14 protein-coding genes, 3 pseudogenes and 1 other annotated feature are annotated in these 19,512 nt (G+C 55.9%); of the genes and pseudogenes, 12 read left to right on the forward strand and 5 right to left on the reverse strand.

The window, feature by feature from the left end; all coding sequences use genetic code 11:
• The first annotated feature begins 24 nt into the window (after window positions 1–24).
• Window positions 25–852, forward strand: coding sequence for a PEP-CTERM sorting domain-containing protein (locus tag AC097W_RS10245; RefSeq protein WP_479602406.1), 828 nt, complete (start codon window positions 25–27; stop codon window positions 850–852).
• 39 nt (window positions 853–891) lie between these two features.
• Here AC097W_RS10245 and AC097W_RS10250 read toward each other — a convergent pair whose 3' ends face one another.
• The 3 genes from AC097W_RS10250 to AC097W_RS10260 are packed head-to-tail and all read right to left on the reverse strand — an operon-like array spanning window position 892 to window position 4,157.
• Window positions 892–3,042 carry a S8 family serine peptidase gene (locus AC097W_RS10250; RefSeq protein ID WP_479602408.1) on the reverse strand — a complete coding sequence of 717 codons (2,151 nt, stop codon included), beginning with the start codon at window positions 3,040–3,042 and terminating at the stop codon, window positions 892–894.
• Window positions 3,043–3,648: a hypothetical protein gene (locus tag AC097W_RS10255; protein WP_479602409.1), complete on the reverse strand. Its 606-nt coding sequence runs from the start codon at window positions 3,646–3,648 to the stop codon at window positions 3,043–3,045.
• The gene (locus AC097W_RS10260) at window positions 3,645–4,157 is read right to left on the reverse strand and encodes an exosortase/archaeosortase family protein (RefSeq protein ID WP_479602410.1); all 513 of its coding nucleotides are present in this window, start codon (window positions 4,155–4,157) and stop codon (window positions 3,645–3,647) included. Before AC097W_RS10260 ends, AC097W_RS10255 begins: the two co-directional genes overlap by 4 nt.
• A 225-nt stretch (window positions 4,158–4,382) precedes the next feature.
• Between AC097W_RS10260 and AC097W_RS10265 the strand changes: the two are divergent.
• From AC097W_RS10265 to AC097W_RS10310, 10 genes and pseudogenes are all read left to right on the forward strand, one after another.
• Window positions 4,383–5,510: pseudogene (locus AC097W_RS10265) on the forward strand (esterase-like activity of phytase family protein); the annotation flags it as partial.
• A 90-nt stretch (window positions 5,511–5,600) separates the two neighbouring features.
• Window positions 5,601–5,696 (forward strand): annotated as a pseudogene (locus AC097W_RS10270) (PEP-CTERM sorting domain-containing protein); the annotation flags it as partial.
• 60 nt (window positions 5,697–5,756) lie between these two features.
• A complete protein-coding gene (locus AC097W_RS10275; protein WP_479602411.1) occupies window positions 5,757–7,079 on the forward strand; it encodes a UDP-glucose dehydrogenase family protein in 1,323 nt (440 codons plus the stop codon).
• Between the two features lie 3 nt (window positions 7,080–7,082).
• A complete protein-coding gene (locus tag AC097W_RS10280) occupies window positions 7,083–7,898 on the forward strand; it encodes an aldose epimerase family protein (RefSeq protein WP_479602412.1) in 816 nt (271 codons plus the stop codon).
• Between the two features lie 52 nt (window positions 7,899–7,950).
• A complete protein-coding gene (locus tag AC097W_RS10285; protein WP_479602413.1) occupies window positions 7,951–9,054 on the forward strand; it encodes a nucleotidyltransferase family protein in 1,104 nt (367 codons plus the stop codon).
• A 49-nt stretch (window positions 9,055–9,103) separates the two neighbouring features.
• Window positions 9,104–10,573: a mannose-1-phosphate guanylyltransferase/mannose-6-phosphate isomerase gene (locus tag AC097W_RS10290; protein WP_479602414.1), complete on the forward strand. Its 1,470-nt coding sequence runs from the start codon at window positions 9,104–9,106 to the stop codon at window positions 10,571–10,573.
• 495 nt (window positions 10,574–11,068) lie between these two features.
• On the forward strand, window positions 11,069–11,668 hold the full coding sequence (locus AC097W_RS10295) for an FxDxF family PEP-CTERM protein (protein ID WP_479602415.1): 600 nt from the start codon (window positions 11,069–11,071) through the stop codon (window positions 11,666–11,668).
• Window positions 11,669–11,845: 177 nt separating this feature from the next.
• Complete coding sequence (locus AC097W_RS10300) at window positions 11,846–12,328, forward strand: FxDxF family PEP-CTERM protein (RefSeq protein ID WP_479602416.1); 483 nt, start codon at window positions 11,846–11,848, stop codon at window positions 12,326–12,328.
• Window positions 12,329–12,346: 18 nt separating this feature from the next.
• Window positions 12,347–13,060: a DsbC family protein gene (locus AC097W_RS10305; protein ID WP_479602436.1), complete on the forward strand. Its 714-nt coding sequence runs from the start codon at window positions 12,347–12,349 to the stop codon at window positions 13,058–13,060.
• 35 nt (window positions 13,061–13,095) lie between these two features.
• Window positions 13,096–14,163, forward strand: a complete 1,068-nt coding sequence (locus tag AC097W_RS10310; RefSeq protein ID WP_479602417.1) for a rhomboid family intramembrane serine protease — start codon at window positions 13,096–13,098, stop codon at window positions 14,161–14,163.
• On the opposite strand, the gene AC097W_RS10315 is transcribed toward AC097W_RS10310, so the two are convergent.
• Together AC097W_RS10315 and AC097W_RS10320 are read right to left on the reverse strand one after the other, a co-directional pair.
• A complete protein-coding gene (locus tag AC097W_RS10315) occupies window positions 14,156–16,423 on the reverse strand; it encodes a putative bifunctional diguanylate cyclase/phosphodiesterase (RefSeq protein ID WP_479602419.1) in 2,268 nt (755 codons plus the stop codon). The genes AC097W_RS10310 and AC097W_RS10315 overlap by 8 nt on opposite strands.
• Window positions 16,413–18,563 (reverse strand): HDOD domain-containing protein, encoded by a 2,151-nt coding sequence (locus AC097W_RS10320; RefSeq protein WP_479602421.1) that lies wholly within the window; start codon window positions 18,561–18,563, stop codon window positions 16,413–16,415. The genes AC097W_RS10315 and AC097W_RS10320 overlap by 11 nt, the downstream gene beginning before the upstream one ends.
• Before the next feature lie 236 nt (window positions 18,564–18,799).
• On the opposite strand from AC097W_RS10320, the pseudogene AC097W_RS10325 reads away from it, so the two are divergent.
• Window positions 18,800–19,398: pseudogene (locus AC097W_RS10325) on the forward strand (transposase); the annotation flags it as partial.
• Window positions 19,081–19,197 (forward strand) — a sequence feature (AL1L pseudoknot). (Overlaps the previous pseudogene by 117 nt.)
• Window positions 19,399–19,512: the final 114 nt, after the last annotated feature.

Raw genomic sequence — 19,512 nt, forward strand, 5'->3', positions numbered from 1 at the left:
TGAAATAAACCTGAGAACAATGCAATGAAAAACCAATTTAAACCCCTGCTTGGCGCCCTGGTACTGCTGGGGCTGTGCAGTGGCGCACAGGCCGCTTACTTTGACCGGGTCGACTATGTGGCCTCTGCAGGCTACAGCGCGGCTACCGACGGCACATTTGCGAACGGTTCTGCGATGGACCTCTCGGGAGCATCAGGCGATGTGACCTTGTTTGGCGCCGCTGTGTACAACACTCCTCTGACCAATGGCTCGCTGGCCCATAGCTATGCGGGTGATGCCTTCCTGAGCTTCGCCACAACGAGTACCGATCTGGCGATGACGCTGAACCAGTCCCTGAGCGCGACCTCGGGTGGCGCTCTATCCGTTGGAAGTCACCAGCAAGACGCCTTCGTCGACCTGTCGGCAGTGAAGCTGAAGATTGTTGGCGAGGCTGGCGAGGCCAACGGATCCGCCGTGAACGTCAGCTTTGCGGGCAATGCCAGCGGGCTGCTTGACTTCAATAGCATGGTGAGCGGTGGCTACCTTGGCCTTGGCCTGTCGGTGTCACGCGGAACCACCGTGCTGGGCGAGTACCTGTGGGATGTTCAGCAGACTGGTAACCAAGCAGTCAACTTCAGCTTTGCCGGCAATGTGGGTGAAGAGTTGACCTTCAGCAGCTACATGCTGACCGGCGCAGGCTTGGTGAACGCAAGTTTTGCGCAAAGCACCCAGCCCTACACACTGGTCGACACGGGTGCGAGTCTGAATGGTAGCTTCACCATCGCGGCAGTTCCAGAGCCCGAAACCTATGCCATGCTGTTGGCCGGATTGGGATTGATGGGCGCAGTTGCACGCCGTCGCAAAGCACGCTGAACGCTGGCAAAAGCCAGAGGCCGCTAAGGGCAATGCCCCTCAGCGGCTTTTTTTTGTGCTGGCGGAGCCTATCAACAGAGCCCCCAGAAGCAGCACACCCCACTGCGGCAAGGTGGGTGCATCGGTATCACCGGCGTCAAGGCCTACCTGTATAGCCGCGGTGTTATTAGCGGAAACGGTATCGGGCAGGTCGGAGCTTACACCCACGGAGATAGACACCGTGCCTGCTATCGTGTTCCAGGTAAGGTTGATAGGAAAGGTGGTGGTTGCGGCGCTCCCCATCGTGCCGATAAAGCAACTGACGACGCTGCTGTTGGCAGTGCAGCCTGCGGGCCCGGATGAATAAACTGCGCCAGGCGGCAAGGTGGCGGTGACCCAGACGTTGGTAGCACCCTGTGGACCTGCATTCCCGACAGTCACGATGTATTGGGCTGTGATGCCCGGGCTGACACCCCCCGGACCGGAAAGGGCGGCCGACAGGTTGGCGGTGGCCGTGGTATTCAAAGCCCAGTTGACGACTGCCGTTCCGGCGGCACCGGCCACACCATCAACGGCTATGACGTATTCTTTGCCGGCCTGCGCCTGGAGCAGCACGCCGCTGGCGCCACCAGAAGCGCCGTCATTGTCGTTGGAGGCAATGGGCGTCAAAGATGCGACGCTGGTGCCTGTATAGACCGCAAGCAATGTGTCGAATCCGCTGCCATGCGTATCCAGGCTGAATTGCCCCGCGGCTGGTGCCGTCCATTTCCACCACACCGACTGCCCGCCGCTGGCATTGCCCGCGTGATCGGGTTCACCGACTTCATGGCTGGAGAGCTGCGTCACCCCGCTGCTGCTACCCGCACTGCCGCTGAGGGTTGCACGACTCGCAAATGCGTCGTTTCCCGGACGCGCCGCTTCCACCAGGTTGAGGCGCGGCTTGGTAATGCCGTTGCGTGCGTCCGTGATGCTGACACCACTGCTGGTCATTCGCGTCTGGATCTGTGCCAGGGTTTCATTGGGAAAGGTTGAGCGCAAGACGGCGATGGCGCCAGCGACGTGCGGCGTGGCCTGCGAGGTTCCGCCTTCCATGATATCTGCTGCAGTGATTAGTGCGCCCGGCGCCAGCAGGGTAAGAAAGCTCGCGCTGTTGGAGAAGCAGGTGATCTTGTCGGCATCCGTTGAGGCATCGGTGCAGAGGCCCCAATTGACGCCGCCATAGTTGGCATCGTAAACCGCCCCCACGGAAATGGCGCCGGGAGTACATGCAGGGCTGGATAGTCCGTCAGTGAAGGCCTCGTTGCCCGCTGCTACAACCACCTGAATTCCCGCGCTGCGCGCATTGGTGATTGGCGTGCGAAAAGGATTATTGGCAGTACAAGCCGAGGTGTATTTGGTGCTATCGCCCAGGCTCATGTTGATGGCGACGATGTTGTAGGCCGCACGATTGGCAACCGCCCAGTTGATCGCGCTGAGAATGTCGGCCACATAGGCTGAGGTGCCTGAGAAGGCATTGAGCATGGCGATTCTGGACGCCGGCGCGACGCCCAGAACGATAGCGGAAACATTGGTTCCATGACTGGTGTCCGTGGTGCCGCTGCCAAAGTTTTGGGAAACCACGACTCTGCAGTTGACCGGATTGCCCGGGGATGTGCACGAACCAAAGGCTGCCTTGGTGTAGTCGATGCCATCATCAATCACCGCTACGGCTGTGCCGCTACCCAGTTCTGAAGCGGCGGCGACAGCAGGCTGGCCAATAAGCGGCAGGCTCTGTGCAAGCACCCGGTAAAACTGCCGATTGGGAAATACCGCCTTGACGCTGGGGCTCGCCAGAAAAGCAGCCAGGTCTGCCTCGGACGTAAAGCGCTTGAAGGCCATGGGTAGGTGGCTGTAATCCTTCAGGTGAGCAATGCCCGGGCGTGCTACCGCGCCATCAATGCGCTCTTTGAGCAGTTTGTACTGCTGCGTTTTGTAGGTGACTACTGCGGGCTCTTCTTGATCGCGCTTGCTGCTGCGACGCATGGTGGCAACAACGGCGGCGATTGCCGTGTCGTCGTACTCGACAATCAAATCGACAGGTTGGCCAGCCTGCAGTCGGGCAGATGCCTCTGCAGGTGGCGTGGCCGCTTCAGCATAAAGGGACGAAGTCAGAAACCCGGCACTGAGAAAAAATGCTCGCTGCCATTTTGAGCGGGTGATGGAATTCAACATCTAGTGCAGCCTGAATAGCGAACGTGAAAGGACCACACTCATGCCCGCTGCAATGAAGCCAAGCAGCAGACGGCCACCACTTTGAAGAAAATCCGCCCACACCAGCAACGGCGAGAATTTTCCAGGGGCAAAGGCATCTACATATATTTTCCAGATGTGCGCCCACAAGGTGAACGGCAAATCGATGAGAGCAATGCAGCCGAGAAATGCCGCAAGAGCCATTAGCCGTACCGGCCATTCGGTACGGCAGGAAGCGGGCCACGCCAGCGCCAAGGGCAAGGCAACGACCAGCGATTGCCAAAGGTAGGCAACCAGCACGCTGACCATGGCCCGCCCTCGGGGGTCTGCCGGGATGAGGCGTTCTCCAACAAAAACCACCCGATCGGGCGCGAGGACGAGCCGGTAAACAGGTTCGTGACCGCTGACGACGCCTTGGTCGCCGATGGACAGGTCAATGACGCGGTCGTACGAATCGAGTTGACCAAACGACCAGCGCAGCACCGGTAAAAAGGCTTCCGCCATGCGCGGCCCGCAGGCCACAACAATCCCGACGGACAACAAGGCCCCGAGGATCAGCCGCGCCATGATGCCCGTGCTTGCAGTCATTTGCTTGCAGACGTGGAAACATAGGAAACATACGCAAGGGTGACTAGAACAATCATGACCAAGGGCGCAACGGTTCCGTGCAGCAGGGAGAACAATTCCTTGTCAGAGCGGTTGGCGTAAAACAGCACCAGGATGCGCCCTTGATTGAGCAACCAGACAAAGAGCGCACCGGCAACCAGACCGTATGCCCTGCGCCGTGGCGTTATGGGCGCAATCAGCAAAGCAGCAATCAGGAGGAACAGCACCTCAACGCCCTCACAGCCGTTGAGCACATTGATGCCGCCGCCCAAAGCCCGAACGCTGGACTGGACTGCCACCGCATGAACGCCAGGAGTGAGTTGATTGACAAGCCAAGCGGCAGGCACCACCGTTGCATCGTTGATGGCAACGCGTTCCAGAACGGTGCCACGGGCCAAAGACCATCCACTTTGAAGCAGCAGGAATGCGGCGATGAACACACCGACTTGTATCCAAGGTGTTCTGGGCGCAGCATTGGGTTGGTTTGGCATGTGGCGAAATTGTGTCAGCTGCACTGCTTCAGTCGATAGTCCAAACGGCGCATACGAACATGGGTTCTTTTCGCAAAACCGTAATGTTGGCGACCTACAGTGCATGCACTTCAAGGACTCCACATGAACAAAGCATTGCTACCCCTTTTGCTCGCCTCCATTTTTGCTGCGCACTCCGCGCAGGCGGCGACCAACCTGATTGCTATTGGCACCCTGAGCGGAACGATGTCGGACTTGTCGACCCAAACCGCAGGCTTGCTGGAAAACGGCGTTGCTGGCAATTTGCTGGGTGGTGTGGGCTCCGCTTTTGCGTGGGCTGGTGGTAACACTTTCATTGCAACGCCGGACCGGGGCCCCAATGCCTTGGCATACAACCCCCTAGTGGGCGATACCACTTCCTACATTGATCGCTTTCAGACTATCAGCTTTGCACTGACGGCAAACACAGGGCCGGGTCTGGCTTATAGCCTCACCCCGACGCTGACCAACACCACTCTGCTTTCCAGCGCAACGCCTCTGACCTACGGAACGGGCGCATTGGGGACGGATGCAACGAATAGCTTAGGTAGCGGCGTGCCAGCGTTGAATGCCATCAACAACACCAACTACTTTACCGGTCGCTCCGATGGGTTCAATGCTGCACTGCCATCCAGCAATCCCAACAATGCGCGCTTTGACCCCGAAGGCGCGCGGGTTTCCAACGACGGGAAAAGCGTTTTCATATCGGATGAGTACGGCCCCTACATCAACCAATTTGACCGCGCTACGGGTCAGCGCATCAGATCTTTCGCGCTGCCCGCCAATCTGGCAGTAGCAGTACAGGGTCCCACCACGGGTTCAGAGGGCTCACCCACCAATACCACTGGTCGGGTAGCCAACAAGGGTATGGAAGGTCTGGCGATTACTCCGAATGGCAAGACCCTGGTGGGCATCATGCAAGCGCCTCTGTTGCAGGATGCCAGCAAGCAGGTTCGCATTGTCACCGTCGACATCGCTACTGGCACCACCAAGCAATTCGGCTATCGGCTGACCACGGGCTCAGGTGTGAGTGAAATCGTGGCTATCAACGACCATGAATTTCTGGTGGATGAGCGTGATGGCAAAGGACTGGGTGACGGCTCAGCTGCCGCCATCAAGCAACTGTTCAAAATTGATTTGGCCGGCGCTACGGACATCAGTGGCGTAACCAGCATGACATCTGCCACGCCCGCCGTGAGTAAAACCCTGTTCCTGGACATCCGTGCCGCGCTGAATCTGAATGGCATTGTGGATACACAAATTCCATCCAAGATTGAAGGCCTGGCCTTCGGTCAGGATTTAGCCGATGGTCGGCACACCTTGTGGATCACGAATGACAACGACTTTGATGCCGCCAACGCGGGTGACAACAAGTTTTACGTGTTCGCAGTGGATGCAGCTTCGCTGCCTAGCTTCCAGGCACAAAGCATTGCAGCAGTTCCAGAGCCCGAAACATTCGCCATGTTGCTGGCCGGTTTGGGACTGATCGGGTTCATAGGACGCCGTCCCAAGGCAGTTTGAGTAGCGTTTTGCGGATTGCATCCTGCCGGGTGCGCTCCAGATACTTAGCGGCTGCAACTTATGAAAATTACCGTTATTGGCACCGGATACGTGGGCCTGGTATCAGGCGCCTGCTTTGCCGACATGGGCAACGATGTGCTGTGCCTGGATGTGGATCCAGTCAAAATCAAGATGCTGCAGGACGGCGGTATTCCCATTTATGAACCAGGTCTCAAGGAGATGGTGGCGCGCAACGTGACTGCAGGCCGCCTGCACTTCACCACCGATGTGGAGCGTGCAGCGCACTTTGGCACCATTCTGTTCATTGCGGTGGGCACGCCACCCGGTGAAGATGGCTCGGCAGACCTGACGTATGTGCTGGCCGCCGCACGCAACATCGGCAAGTACATGACCGACTACAAGGTGGTGGTCGACAAGAGTACGGTGCCAGTGGGTACCGCAGACCGGGTGAAGGCTGCTATTGACGAAGAACTGGCCCGGCGCGGAGTGCAGATACCTTTTAGCGTAGTGAGCAACCCCGAATTTTTGAAGGAGGGTGCTGCTATTGAAGACTTCATGCGCCCGGACCGCATTGTGGTGGGCTGTGAGGATGAGCAGGCCGCCCTCAACATGCGCGCGCTGTATGCGCCCATTCAGCGCAACCACGACCGCCTGATCGTGATGGACGTTCGCAGTGCCGAGCTGACCAAGTACGCCGCCAACGCCATGCTGGCCACTCGTATCAGTTTCATGAACGAGCTGGCCAACCTGGCCGAGAAGTTGGGGGCCGACATTGAGAACGTGCGCAGGGGTATTGGCTCTGACCCGCGCATTGGCTACGATTTCTTGTACGCTGGAGCAGGTTATGGGGGATCGTGCTTCCCCAAGGATGTGCAAGCACTGATCAAGACGGCAGAGGACGATGCGGGCATTACGCTACGCGTGCTGAATGCCGTGGAAGTGGCCAATGAAGCGCAAAAGCGCGTCTTGGGCGACAAGGTGTTGGCGCGCTTTGGCACAGACCTGCGCGGCAAGCATTTTGCCATCTGGGGTTTGGCATTCAAGGCCAACACGGACGACATGCGCAAGGCCTCCAGCCGGGAGGTGATTCAGGATCTGCTGGACGCCGGTGCGACTGTTACCGCTTACGACCCGGTGGCGATGGTCGAAGCCAGGCAATGTTTCCCCAACGAGGCACAAATCACATTTGCGGAAACCCAGACCGCTGCGCTGGATGGCGCTGATGCGCTGATTATCGTGACCGAGTGGCGTGAGTTTCGCAGCCCGGACTTTGACACCATCAAAGTGAAGCTGAAAAACCCGGTGATCTTTGACGGTCGCAATCTCTACGACCCCAGACTTGTACGCGGGATGGGGATTGAGTATCTGGCGATTGGGCGGTAGAGAGTGCTGACGCACCGCGCGTTTGGCGCCCAACTGCTTCAGGCGGGTTGCGGCGAGATCAGTCAACTGTTGTACCTGAGTCCCCTGCCGGTAGCGAATGCACCTATGCGGGGTGGCGTGCCGGTGCTATTTCCACAATTTGCGGAACGGGGGCCATTGCCCAAGCACGGTTTGGTGCGGACGGCGATATGGAATCTGGAAGAGAGGCCGACCGGGTTACTCGGGACGCAACGGGTTCGCTACGGCCTGGCCATTGAGCCGGGTGCGTTTACCGCTTGGCCGCATGCAGCCAGGCTGCGCTTGACAATCGAGTCGAAGCCGGACGCTTTGGTTGTTGCACTGCAGGTGACCAATACAGGCAACAGCACATTCAACTGGACGGGTGGCCTGCACCCCTATTTTGCCGTGCGGGACTTACTGACATGCAGCATTTCCGGCCTGGCGGGGCTTGAGCTGCAAGAGTTTTCCGGGCAGCCGTTTGAGCAACTCTTTAACTCCTGTGGGCCTCTGGCGCTGAACGCTGGTGGCTATTCATTGCGCTTGAGCGCCACCGGGTTTGACCAATGGATGGTCTGGAATCCAGGAGCAACAGGCGCTACGGCGTTGCCAGACCTGCCCGCTGGCCACTGGCAGCGGTTTCTTTGCATCGAGCCAGTTTGTGTTGACAGACCCGTGGTGCTGGCACCCGGAGAGACCTTTGACGGGCGTTTGAGCATCCAGATTCTTGAGCTGCTACACAACCCCTCGGAGTGTCGTATGGATGACATACCTGCGTGCTACGCTGAACCGAAACCGGCGGCACTTGCTGCATCGTATTGAATACCAACGACCGAGGAATTTTCAAAAATGACTATCAGGAACGAAGTAAGCCATGGCTAAGGGAATGATTCTGGCAGCGGGACAAGGCTCGCGCGTGCGCCCCTTGACCAAAGACTTACCCAAACCGATGGTTCCGATTTTGGGCAAACCGGTGATGGAGTATCTGGTCGAGCACCTGGAGCGTCACGGCATCACGGAAATCATGATCAACGTGGCCTACCACCATCAGAAGATTGAACGGTATTTTGGTGATGGTCGGCGCTGGGGCGTGCAAATTGGTTACTCCTACGAAGGGGTTCTGGACCACGGCGACATACTGCCCCGCCCTATGGGCTCTGCCGGAGGCATGCGCCGCATCCAGGACTTCAGCGGTTTCTTTGACGAGCCTACCCTGGTGCTGTGTGGTGATGCCCTGATCGATCTGGATATCGGCGCCGCACTGGACGAGCACAAATGCAAAGGCGCCATTGCCAGCGTGGTGGCACTGGATGTGCCGCGCAGTGAGGTGCAAAACTACGGCATTGTGGAAACGGCGGCAGACGGGCAGATTCAGTCCTTCCAGGAGAAACCGACTCCAATCGAGGCGAGATCAACCCTGGCCAGCACCGGAATCTATATTTTTGAGCCGGAGGTGATGGACCTGGTTCCACCCAACACGGTGTACGACATCGGCTCACAGTTGTTTCCCCAACTGGTGGAGCAAAAACTGCCGTTTTATGCCCAAAAGCAATTTTTCAACTGGATCGACATTGGCCGGGTGAGCGACTACTGGTCTGTATTGCAGCGGGTGTTACGGGGTGAAGTGGCCGAGATGAACATGCCAGGGCGCGAAGTGAAGCCTGGAATCTGGGTTGGGCTGAACACCTCGATTCCATGGGACAAAGTGAAGATTGAGGGCCCGGTGTACATCGGATCCAGTGTGCGCATTGAGCCAGGGGCAACGATTACGGGTCCTGCTTGGATCGGCCACGGCTGCCACATTCGCACAGGCGCCAAGGTGGTGCGAAGCATTTTGTTTGAGTACACACGCATTGCCGCTGACATGCGCTTCAGCGAAATGATTGTCTCGCCCCTGTACTGCGTGGATCGCCACGGAGACACCTTGTACCGGGGTGACGACACAGCCCAATTGCGCTGGGGTGATGCCCGGGCTTAACCGCTGCGTGCTGCAAACCGACAACCGTCCAAGAAAAATACACCAACTTATGTTGATCCAACCCGTTGTTCTATCCGGCGGCTCCGGCACCCGCCTCTGGCCCCTTTCACGCGAGAAATACCCCAAGCAATTGCTGTCGCTGGTGGGTGAAGACACGTTGCTGCAAGCGACTGTTCGTCGCGTGGACGGTATTGCTGGCGCTGAACTGGCTGCGCCCATGGTGGTATGCAATGAGGAATACCGGTTTGTGATTGCGGAGCAGCTGCGCCTGATGGGGAAGACCGGCACGATTGTGCTGGAACCTTTTGGACGAAATACAGCACCAGCCCTTACGCTGGCTGCACTATCAGCTATCAAAAACGGAGCAGACCCAGTGCTGCTGGTGATGCCGGCGGATCATGTCATTGTCGACACCACCGCGTTTCGCGGTGTGGTTGCTCAGGGGGCAGTGCTCGCTTCGGATGGTGCAATGGTTACCTTTGGCATTACACCGGATGCGCCTGAAACGGGCTATGGCTACATCCAGTCAGGTTCGGCGTACGGTAGTGAAGAAAATGCCTCCCATGCGCGCCTGATTGCCCGATTTGTGGAGAAACCCGATTTGGCAACGGCCCAGGCATATCTGGATGAAGGCTCGTATCTTTGGAACAGCGGCTTGTTTATGGTGCGTGCGTCGGTCTGGCTGGCGGCCATCGGTGCATGTCGGCCGGATGTTTTAGGCGCCTGCCAGGCGGCTTGGGATCAGGGCTCAATCGATGGCGAGTTCGAGCGTGTTGGAAAGGAAGCATTTGCCAGCTGCCCCAGCGATTCCATAGATTACGCAGTAATGGAGCGCATTGCCTCGAACGCAACAGGCACCAGCGCCGTGCCGGGCGCACTGCCAGCGGGTGTGGTCCTGCCGCTGTCTGCAGGTTGGTCAGATGTGGGAGCGTGGGACGCATTATGGAAAGTCCTGCCCAAAGACCAATCGGGCAACGTATACCAAGGCGATGTGTTACTGGAAGATTGCCGCAATACCCTGGCTTTGTCTGAAGGTCGACTCATCGCCTGTGTTGGCGTGCATGACCTGGTGGTGGTTGAAACCGCGGATGCAATTTTGGTCGCACACAAGGACAGAACCCAGGATGTCAAGAAAATAGTGGACAGCCTGAAGCGGCAGGGCCGCTCAGAAGGCGCTATCCACCGTAAGGTATTCCGGCCTTGGGGATGGTATGACGGAGTGGATGCGGGCGAGCGATTTCAGGTCAAGCGCATTGTGGTTAAGCCAGGCGGAACGCTGTCGCTGCAAATGCACCACCACCGCGCGGAGCACTGGATTGTCGTGAGTGGCACAGCCAAGGTTACAAAGGGTGAAAGTTCATTTCTTTTGTCGGAAAATGAGTCAACGTTTATTCCGCTGGGTACCACCCACCGCCTGGAAAACCCGGGGCGCGTGGCACTGGAAATGATTGAAGTTCAGTCAGGCTCCTATTTGGGAGAAGACGATATCGTGCGCTTTGAAGACGTCTATGGACGTTGAGAATTTTTCTCAGATTTCTAATGGAGTAGGGTTTACCCGGATGTTACAGTGACATGAATCATTTTCATTGGAGTGTTTTATGTCACGCAGACTCGACCACCTGAGTAGAGTATTCAATGAGTTGAAAGACCGCTACGGCGAGGCCGACCCGGTTGTTGCCGAACTGCAGTCTGAACTTGACGCCCGGGAAGCGTTAGAGTTCAGGTACCCGACAAATTTTAGTTTCAGCCGCAAGGACCATGCTGAGCCGGGAACTCGCAGACCCTGTGACGGGCTCTTGGGAGTGTCTAAACTTGTCAAAAGAAATGCGCCTGTCAGCCGCTTTCTTTCAATGAATTAAGGGCAATCATTAACGGTACCGTCGCGGCCACTAGGCCGAATGGATTACCGTTGAACCGGTGTGGAACAGGCGGCTTGAAACAATAGCCGTCTAAGCTCAAGATTGTTGACGCAGCGACCCCTGCATCAGCCCAATCAACCACTCCGAATGACTTTATGAAAATCTTGAAAAAGCGGATATTGCGACTGGCGATGCTCGGCATACTTGCATCAACAGCCATAGCCTCGCATGCCCTTGCAGCGATAACGCCCAATACAGTGAACCTTGGCGCGGTAGCTGCACCATTTTCGGTGAGTTATGGCAACACATTCTCTGGACCAAGCTTGCTATCGTTCTATGACGACTACACGTTCACGCTGTCTCCTGCGGCATCATTGAGCAGCATCACCGCCAGCATCAACCTCGGTTCATTTTTTGGTATTGACAATATCTCTGCCCGGCTCTACCAGGGTATCGGTCCATTCAGCGCTGGTAATACTCCGCTCATGCAGGCCTGGAGCACACCATTCAGTGCAGCTCCCGGTATCACAGGATCAACTACCGTCATTTCGTTGTCAACATTGCCTGCCGATACCTACACGCTGGAAATCAGAGGCAACGTGGTTGGCACTTATGGCGGCACCTATTCCGGTAGTTTGAATGTGGCCGCCATTCCAGAGCCAGAGACCTACGCCCTGCTGATGGCTGGCCTTGGGCTTATCGGTTTTATGGCACGCCGCAAGAACACAAAGCCCGGCGAATCATTGAACGCCTAGCGCTACATCCTTGCCCCGCATCAGGTGGACTCCGTGTATCACATGGTTTCGGGGCCTATTGTTTCCAAAAAATGGCATGCCGTTAGTCCGAACGGTCTATGGACGCACGCCGGTCGTGCAAATATGCTCAGGTAAATCTTAATTAGATGCCATCCGGGAACTACACAGGGAAAAATTATGAATTTCAAAGCACTCGTCAGCGCCGTGGTCATTGCACTCAGTTCATTTGCAGCCAGCGCAGTGACCACTGCCCCTATTCAGGCCAACGGGGTAACATTCTCCGACTACGAGCTGGGCACATTTACGCTGGCGGGAGTCTCCAACGTAGCGGGGGTACTCGGTTTCGCACCCTATGTTTTGATAGCGCCGGGCTTCCAGATCGCATTGCCACCGGTTAGCTTCACCTCTGCCTCCGTGTACAACGCTGCACAGGGATTCACCATGTCAAGCGCCGTGCTTTCTGACGCCTTTGCATTTTCAGGCCTGACCGCAGGCACCTACAGCCTGAAAACCAGTGCATCGGTCGCGGGCACCAATTTCATCGCTGCTCAGTTCACCGTAACATCTGTTCCAGAGCCAGAGACAGTTGCGATGCTGATAGCTGGCTTGGGTTTGATAGGCTCCATCGTGCGCCGTCGCAACAAGACAACCGCAATCTGAACAGCGCCAATGCAGCTCATTTCTCTGATAAAAGTGGCTTTGGCGGCAATCGGACTGGTGACCACTTTTAACGCGGCAGGTCAAGAAGCCGCTATTCGCAAGAACTTGGGTGAACGCATTTCGCAGTTGAAAAAAATTGACGAAATTAGAAAAAGTCCGTTTCCAGGATTGTTTGAAATTCGTGTCAACGATTCAGAGATTTTCTACACGGATGCAGCCGGCAACTACCTGATCAAAGGCAGTCTGATTGATACCAAGCTGGGCCGCGATTTGACAGCTGAACGCGTTGACAAGTTAACCGCAATCAGTTTCGACTCTTTGCCGCTAAAGGATGCATTCACCAGCGTGCGTGGCAACGGGAAACGCAAGTTGGTTGTATTTGAAGACCCAAATTGTGGGTACTGCAAACGTTTCGAGAAGGATCTGGAAAAAGTGGACAACGTGACGATTCACACTTTTCTGTATCCCATACTCGGCCCGGATTCGAACGAGAAGGCAAAGAATATCTGGTGTGCCAAAGACAAATCTATAACGTGGCAGGACTGGATGGTGCGTGAGCAGCTGCCCAAAGCGGGGAGCTGCGACACTGCGGCGCTTGAGCGAAACCTCGAACTTGGTCGCAAATACAAGATCAGTGGCACACCGACACTGGTCTTCTCGGACGGAGCGCGAGTGCCTGGCGCCATCAGCACAGCCCAGATCGAAAAACACCTGACTGAAGTCAAAAACTGATACCCACTCCTACGCCAGTCAGCCTGACAGAGCTGATGCGCAGCAACCCCAAGCGCGCTCCGGTCACCAGTTGTCTTCTTGCCATCAATCTGACAGTGTTTGCTGTCATGATGTTGTATGGGGCCGAACTGTGGCACTCATCCACGGGCGTACAACTGGCATGGGGAGCTAATTTTGGGCCGGCCACACAAGATGGACAGTGGTGGCGGCTATTTACCGCCATGTTTGTGCACTTTGGCATTGTTCACCTGGCGTTGAACATGTGGGCCTTGTGGGACGTCGGACGCTTGGTAGAGCGTTTGTACGGGCGTCCCCGATTTGTGGTCTTGTACCTTGTCAGCGGGGTTGTGGGTAACCTGCTCTCACTGGCCACTCAAGGCAACCGGGCCGTTTCTGGCGGCGCTTCAGGAGCAATATTCAGTCTTTACGGAGCACTGCTGATTTTCTTGTGGCGAGAGCGCCGACAAGTAGACCGCAGCGAGTTCAAATGGTTGTTTGGGGCGGCCTCCGTCTTTACGCTTCTCATACTTGGCATGGGGCTTGTCGTTCCGGGCATTGATAATGCGGCGCATGTGGGAGGCTTGGTAGCTGGCGCCTTGTTGGGCAGCTTGATGGCGCGACCATGGACTGCCACGAGCCCCAGCGCACGGCGCCTGCGGTGGTGGTCAGCATCGGGGTTGACCTTGAGTGTCTCTATTCTATTGATGAATATTCCGCCGCCAAGCTACCGACTTAGTGAAGAGTTACGAGCGCGTGGCGCTATCCGCGAGTTTTTGAATGAAGACCAGCGCATTAGCCAAAATTGGGAAGCCATTCTTGAGGCGGGACGTCACAAGAGTTTGTCATTTGACCAAATGGCTGGCAGCATCGATACCAATGTCGCAACGGTTTACCGGGAAAGTTTTGACGCGCTGCGGATGGCCAGTCCGGATTCACCGGCACCCTCCTCCAAAGCACTCGAAGCCTTACAAACGTATGCCACTTTCCGGGCGGACACGGCCAGTGAGTTAGCCGACGGTTTGCGCACCAATGACCCAAAAAAAATTGGCAATGCCTTGAAATTACTCCAAGAAACTCCAACACCAGACATTGGGGCTAAATAGCGACTCGCAACGGCTGGAGACTTTCAAAAGTTTCCTCCACATCCGAGAGGGGACGCTGGGAACGCAGAAGATCAAGCAATTCCGACTGTGCCACGGGCTTGTGATACAGGTAGCCCTGCATGATGCGGCAACCTGAATTCTCCAGATACTGCTCTTGCGCGTGCGTCTCGACCCCCTCGGCCACCAGGTTCAAACCCAAACCTTTGGCAATAGAGATGATGGCCAGCACGACGGGAAACTGCCCCATGGCGTCATGAATCTCCATAACGAAAGATCGATCAATCTTGATTGTGTGTATGGGGAACCGGTGCAGATACGAAAGCGAGGAGTAGCCGGTGCCAAAATCATCAATGGCTACGCTTACGCCGAGTTGGCATAACTTGTCGAGTTGCTCAATGGCGGATTTCGGGTTGTGGATGCAAATGCTCTCAGTAACCTCCACTTCAATTTGCGCGGCAGCGATGTGGTGCAGGCTCAGCGTTTCCTGGAGCTTGGTGTAAAAATCACCCCGATCCAGATACTGCGGAGACAAATTCACCGACATCCGCATCTTGAAGTCCGCCACTTGATTCCATTCAAGAAGATCTCGGCAAACGCGGTCCAGCATCCAGTCGCTGATACGAATCATCAACTGGCTTTCTTCAACAATCGGCAAAAATTCACCCGCACTCAGGAACCCGCGCTGGGGATGGTTCCAGCGCATCAATGCTTCTGCGCCAATGATGCGCTTCGTATGAACGTCGACTTGCGGTTGGTAATACATCTCCAACTCGCCGTGTTCAATTGCTACGTGCAAGTGCTGTTCCAGCTCAATCTTCTTGGACGACGATTCAAGCAAGGAGGGTTCGAAAAAACAATGCCCGTCTTTGCCATGCGACTTCATGTGGTACATCGCGACATCAGCATTTTTTAACAGCACATCCGCCGAATCACCATCCGATGGAAAGACGGAAATACCAATACTTCCAGAGAGGTGTACTTGCTGGCCTGCCAATTCAAATGGCTTGCGTAGACAGGCTGCAAAATTTTCAGCAATTGAGGCCGCATCTTCGCGGCTAGTCAGATCGGGAAGCACGGCCGTAAATTCATCACCACCGCGGCGTGAAAGAGTGTCGCAACGGCGAACGCAGGCTTTCAATCGTGCGGCTGCCTGCTTAAGCAATTCGTCGCCGACAGAGTGGCCCAGCGTATCGTTGACAATTTTGAAGCGATCGAGATCAATGAACACGACGGCCAAACTTGATTCATTACGCTTGGCTTGTAGCAGCGCCAAGCCAAGGCGGTCTTTGAATAACACGCGATTGGGCAAGTCAGTCAGGATGTCGTGGTAGGCCTGGTATGCAATCAACTCATCGGCGCGCTTTCGATCCGTAATATCCCGTGCCACACCATAAATGCCCATCACTGCATCCATTGGTGCCTGTGAAATCTGCGGTCGCTGGCTCTGCTGCCCGGAGAGCATCATCAACTCGTGATTGAAGAAGCGCGATTCTCCATTGCTGTGACGGGATTTGAGACGCAACTCGACATTGCGGGAGAGGCGCCGGTTATTGCGTCTCTCATTGAAGACATAGTTGGCATGCTCAAGATCGTCATCATGCACAAGCACCGAATAGTGTTGGCCTATAAGGTCCCGACGAACAAAACCCAGGACTTGTTCTACCCGGTCATTAATAAAGGTCAAACACCCTTCGGCGTCCAGCGTGTAAATAATGTCAGGAGACCGATCCACCAAAAATCGGTACATCTTTTCTGACCGGTCGAGTGCGGTTGCGATGCGCCGGTTTTCTGCTTGCAGTGCACGGTTCTGCAAAATATTGTCGATGGTTTTCTCAAGCTCCTCCCGTGTGTAGGGCTTGCGCAGGTAATCATAGGCACCGCGCTTGAGTGCACCAATTGCCGCATCAATGCTTCTGGCACCGCTGGTCACAATGATGCTGGCTTCACACCGCTGCGTCTTCATGAAGTCCATGATGGCGTGCCCACCGACATCGGGCATTTGCAGATCCAGTATCACCAAGTCAAAAACGTTGCGTCGGAGCAGCTGAATGGCATCCGATCCGCTATTGGCCGTTGTCAAATCAAAATTTCGGCCTTCAAGCAACGCCGCCAGGCTGCTGAGCATGAGTGGCTCGTCGTCCACCAGAAGCGCCCTAACGGGCGGGGCGTCGAGGGCGGGGGCGGGAGAAGATGCGGGAGTAAAACTGAATAGAAACGGAGCCTGGTGCTGGCCCGCCAACGCAGACGTTTCACGCCACATTTTTGACAAACTCAGGTGTACTGCGCTGGGCAGTAGCTGTCTGTGCGGGCAAATACATTTCAAAAACAGTGCCCACTTTGGTACTGTGGCAACTGATGGTTCCGCCCATTTTTTGTATCTTGTCGTGCACGATGCTCAAACCGAGCCCTCGGTTCTCTCCGGCCTTGGAACTCCGAACCGGTTTGTACAAATTAGCCAAAACCTCGGCCGACAAGCCTGGGCCGGTATCTGTGACAGACACTTCAAAATAGAGACGCCCGCTGCGCAAGACACGTCCCAAGTTACTCACCGTCAGTTGCCCGCCCTTTTGCATGGCCTCGACCGCATTCTTGATCAAGTTGACCAGAATCTGCTTCAAAGTATCGGAAGAGCCTGAAATGACACATGGCTGATCGGCAACGTTCGCCACGATCTGCACGGTCGATGGCAGATATTTGCTATCGCGAAATAACCGTACCAAGTCAATGATGAGTTGATTGATTTCGGTCCCGCCGGGTTGTATGCGGGGAGGAGCCCCCGAAAACTCATCCACGATGCTGCCGACACGGTCAATCTCGCCACTCAAAATGGACAACTCCCTAGTCACGGGCTCATGGCGCATCAGCTTCTCGTCAATGACACCAATGTAGTTCTTCATGATGGCCAGCGGATTACTGACCTCGTGCATCACCTTGCGTGCGTTCTCCTGGTGTTCTGCATGCATGCTGGCAATGAGTTGATCCATCTCGCTGTGGCCGTTGTTGATTGCGTCCAATGCCGTGCCTGCCAGCGAGCCAAAGGAAGTAAGCAGTCGAGCGGATTGTTTCAACTCCTCCAACTGCCATGCCGGTATTCCGCCTACGAACACCACATTGGATGGGGAAGCCGTCCCCAAGGGTACGCAGACCAGGCAATCAGCACCCAGGAGTCGTAACAACTGGTCTTCCTGCAGGCTCAGAGCGCCTGGACTGTGCTCCAGATAAACAAGCTGGTTTAGCAGTGCCGCCTTCGCAATTCCTCCGCCTGCGGAAACGGGGATAGCGAGTTCGGACAAGTGCTGTCCAAACGCTCCGGATGAGACCCCCACCAGGGTTTGGCTGGTAGCGCTCTTCATCAGCATGACAGCATTTTCGATGTTGAAAAGAATGCGGGCGTTTTGTTGCACCACGTCAAGTAGCTGTGCAACGCTTTTGGGGCGCGAGAACGAGACTGAAATTTCAGCCGCCAAAGCCATATTGCGGACCTCGCGCACAAGGTCCGCTTGTCCCGCCGGCAACGAGACATTCCGGGGGATTTGAGCCACAGGCACGGCTTGGTCATCCACGCCGGATACATCAATACCGAGATAGTCGGCTGTCTTGTTAACCTGCTCGGCAACGCCTTGCTGGATTGTCAGCAAATCAGCGTCCGAAATGCTGCACAGCGCGCCGCCCCCAGGGTCCATGGGAACTCCAGCAGGCAGGCTGCTCACCGAGTGCGCAAGGTGAACAATCCGAATCAGCGGGTGAGCTGAGACTACCCGCTCAAGCTTTTCGTGATGGTAGAGAACGCTGTCCGCCAAAAAGGAGTCCAGATTCCAGCGTTCGATCAACCAGGCACCGGCCTCGGTGTGCGAGATTCGCAGCGTTTGCTGCTCAATAGCGCTCAGCATTGCATTGTCCCGGGCATGGAGGTTGGCGGTGTACTCTGTCGGTGCCGCCGCCAGCAAAGCCAATCGGCCCATATCGTGGAGCAAGCCCGCCAAGTACGCTTCCTCACTTTGCGCGTAGCCCATTTTTTTGGCAATTTCGCGGGCCAGTATCGCGGTGGTTAAGGTATGTTTCCAAAAACCACGCAGGTCGGCACCCCCGGCATTTGGAAAAGCGTTGAAAGTTTGAAAAACGGACTCACTGATGACCAGTGTTTTGATAGTGTCCAAACCAAGATTGATGAGCCCTTGCATCAACCCTACCTTTGGCCCCGCCCGATGGTAAGCAGCACTATTTGCCAGCGTCAAAATTTTGCTGGCGATCCCGGCATCATTCGCAATGAGTCTGGCAAGCGCGTCCATTCCGGTATCGTCGCGCTGGCAGAGTTCAATCAACTTCACAAGAATCTGCGGCATGGTAGGTAGCCGTGCCAACAAAAGCCGATTGCGGATATCTTGTTCAACTTTACTCATTGAAACAATTTAACACATATATATTGCAAAATTGTGTGGATTACCGGCCCCAGTGGGCTTGAACTTCTTGAGTGTGATCGTTGAGCATAGAGTGCTCTTAGATAGTTCGGCAGCGGCGAAATGCCGCAACTACAGCATCGTCCACGGGGATGACGCTTTGATGAAAAAGCTTGTTAGAACCACTTCTGAATCGCCCAGGATATTGAGGAGGCTCCAATCTTTGAGACGATGGAGCGATGAACAAGAAGTCAAACAAGTTTCCCCCCGAAGTGCGCGAACGCGCAGTGCGGCGGCTTCAAGAACACCGTGGGGAATATCCGTCCCTGTGGGCAGCTATTAAATCGATAGCCCACAAGATCGACTGTGTGCCGCAGACCCTCAACGAATGGGTTCGAAAACACTAGGTCGACAGCGGCACCCGCGCAGGCGTCACGACCGATGAACGCGAGCGGGTCAAGACTCTTGAACGCGAGAACAAGGAATTACGCCGCGCCGATGAAATCCTCAAGTTGGCCAGCGCTTTTTTTGCCCAGGCGGAACTAGACCGCAAACTCAAGTCCTGAAGGACTTTATCGACCAGCACCGCGACAGCTATGGGGTCGAGGCGATCTGCAAGGTCTTGCAGATTGCCCCATCGTGTTACCTGCGTCATGCAGCGCGTCAACGCAACCCGGCACTGTGCTGCGCAAGGACACAACGCGATGCGACCCTGGCGCCGCAAATCCAGAGTGCCTGGAAAGCCAAGATGCAGGTCTAAGGCGCCGACAAGGTCTGGCACCAGATGAGCCGAGAAAGCTTTGCAGTGACCCGCTGCACCTTCGAGCGGTTGAATCGTAAGCGCGCGGCAAACCCATATTGACCGCGGCCCTGCAGTGGTGGTGACAGTCAGGGTGACGCGGTTGGCGGCGTCCAGCGATGTGGCAGCAACTCGCCAATCATGCTGTTGCGC

This window comes from Rhodoferax sp. GT1R46 (assembly GCF_056521285.1).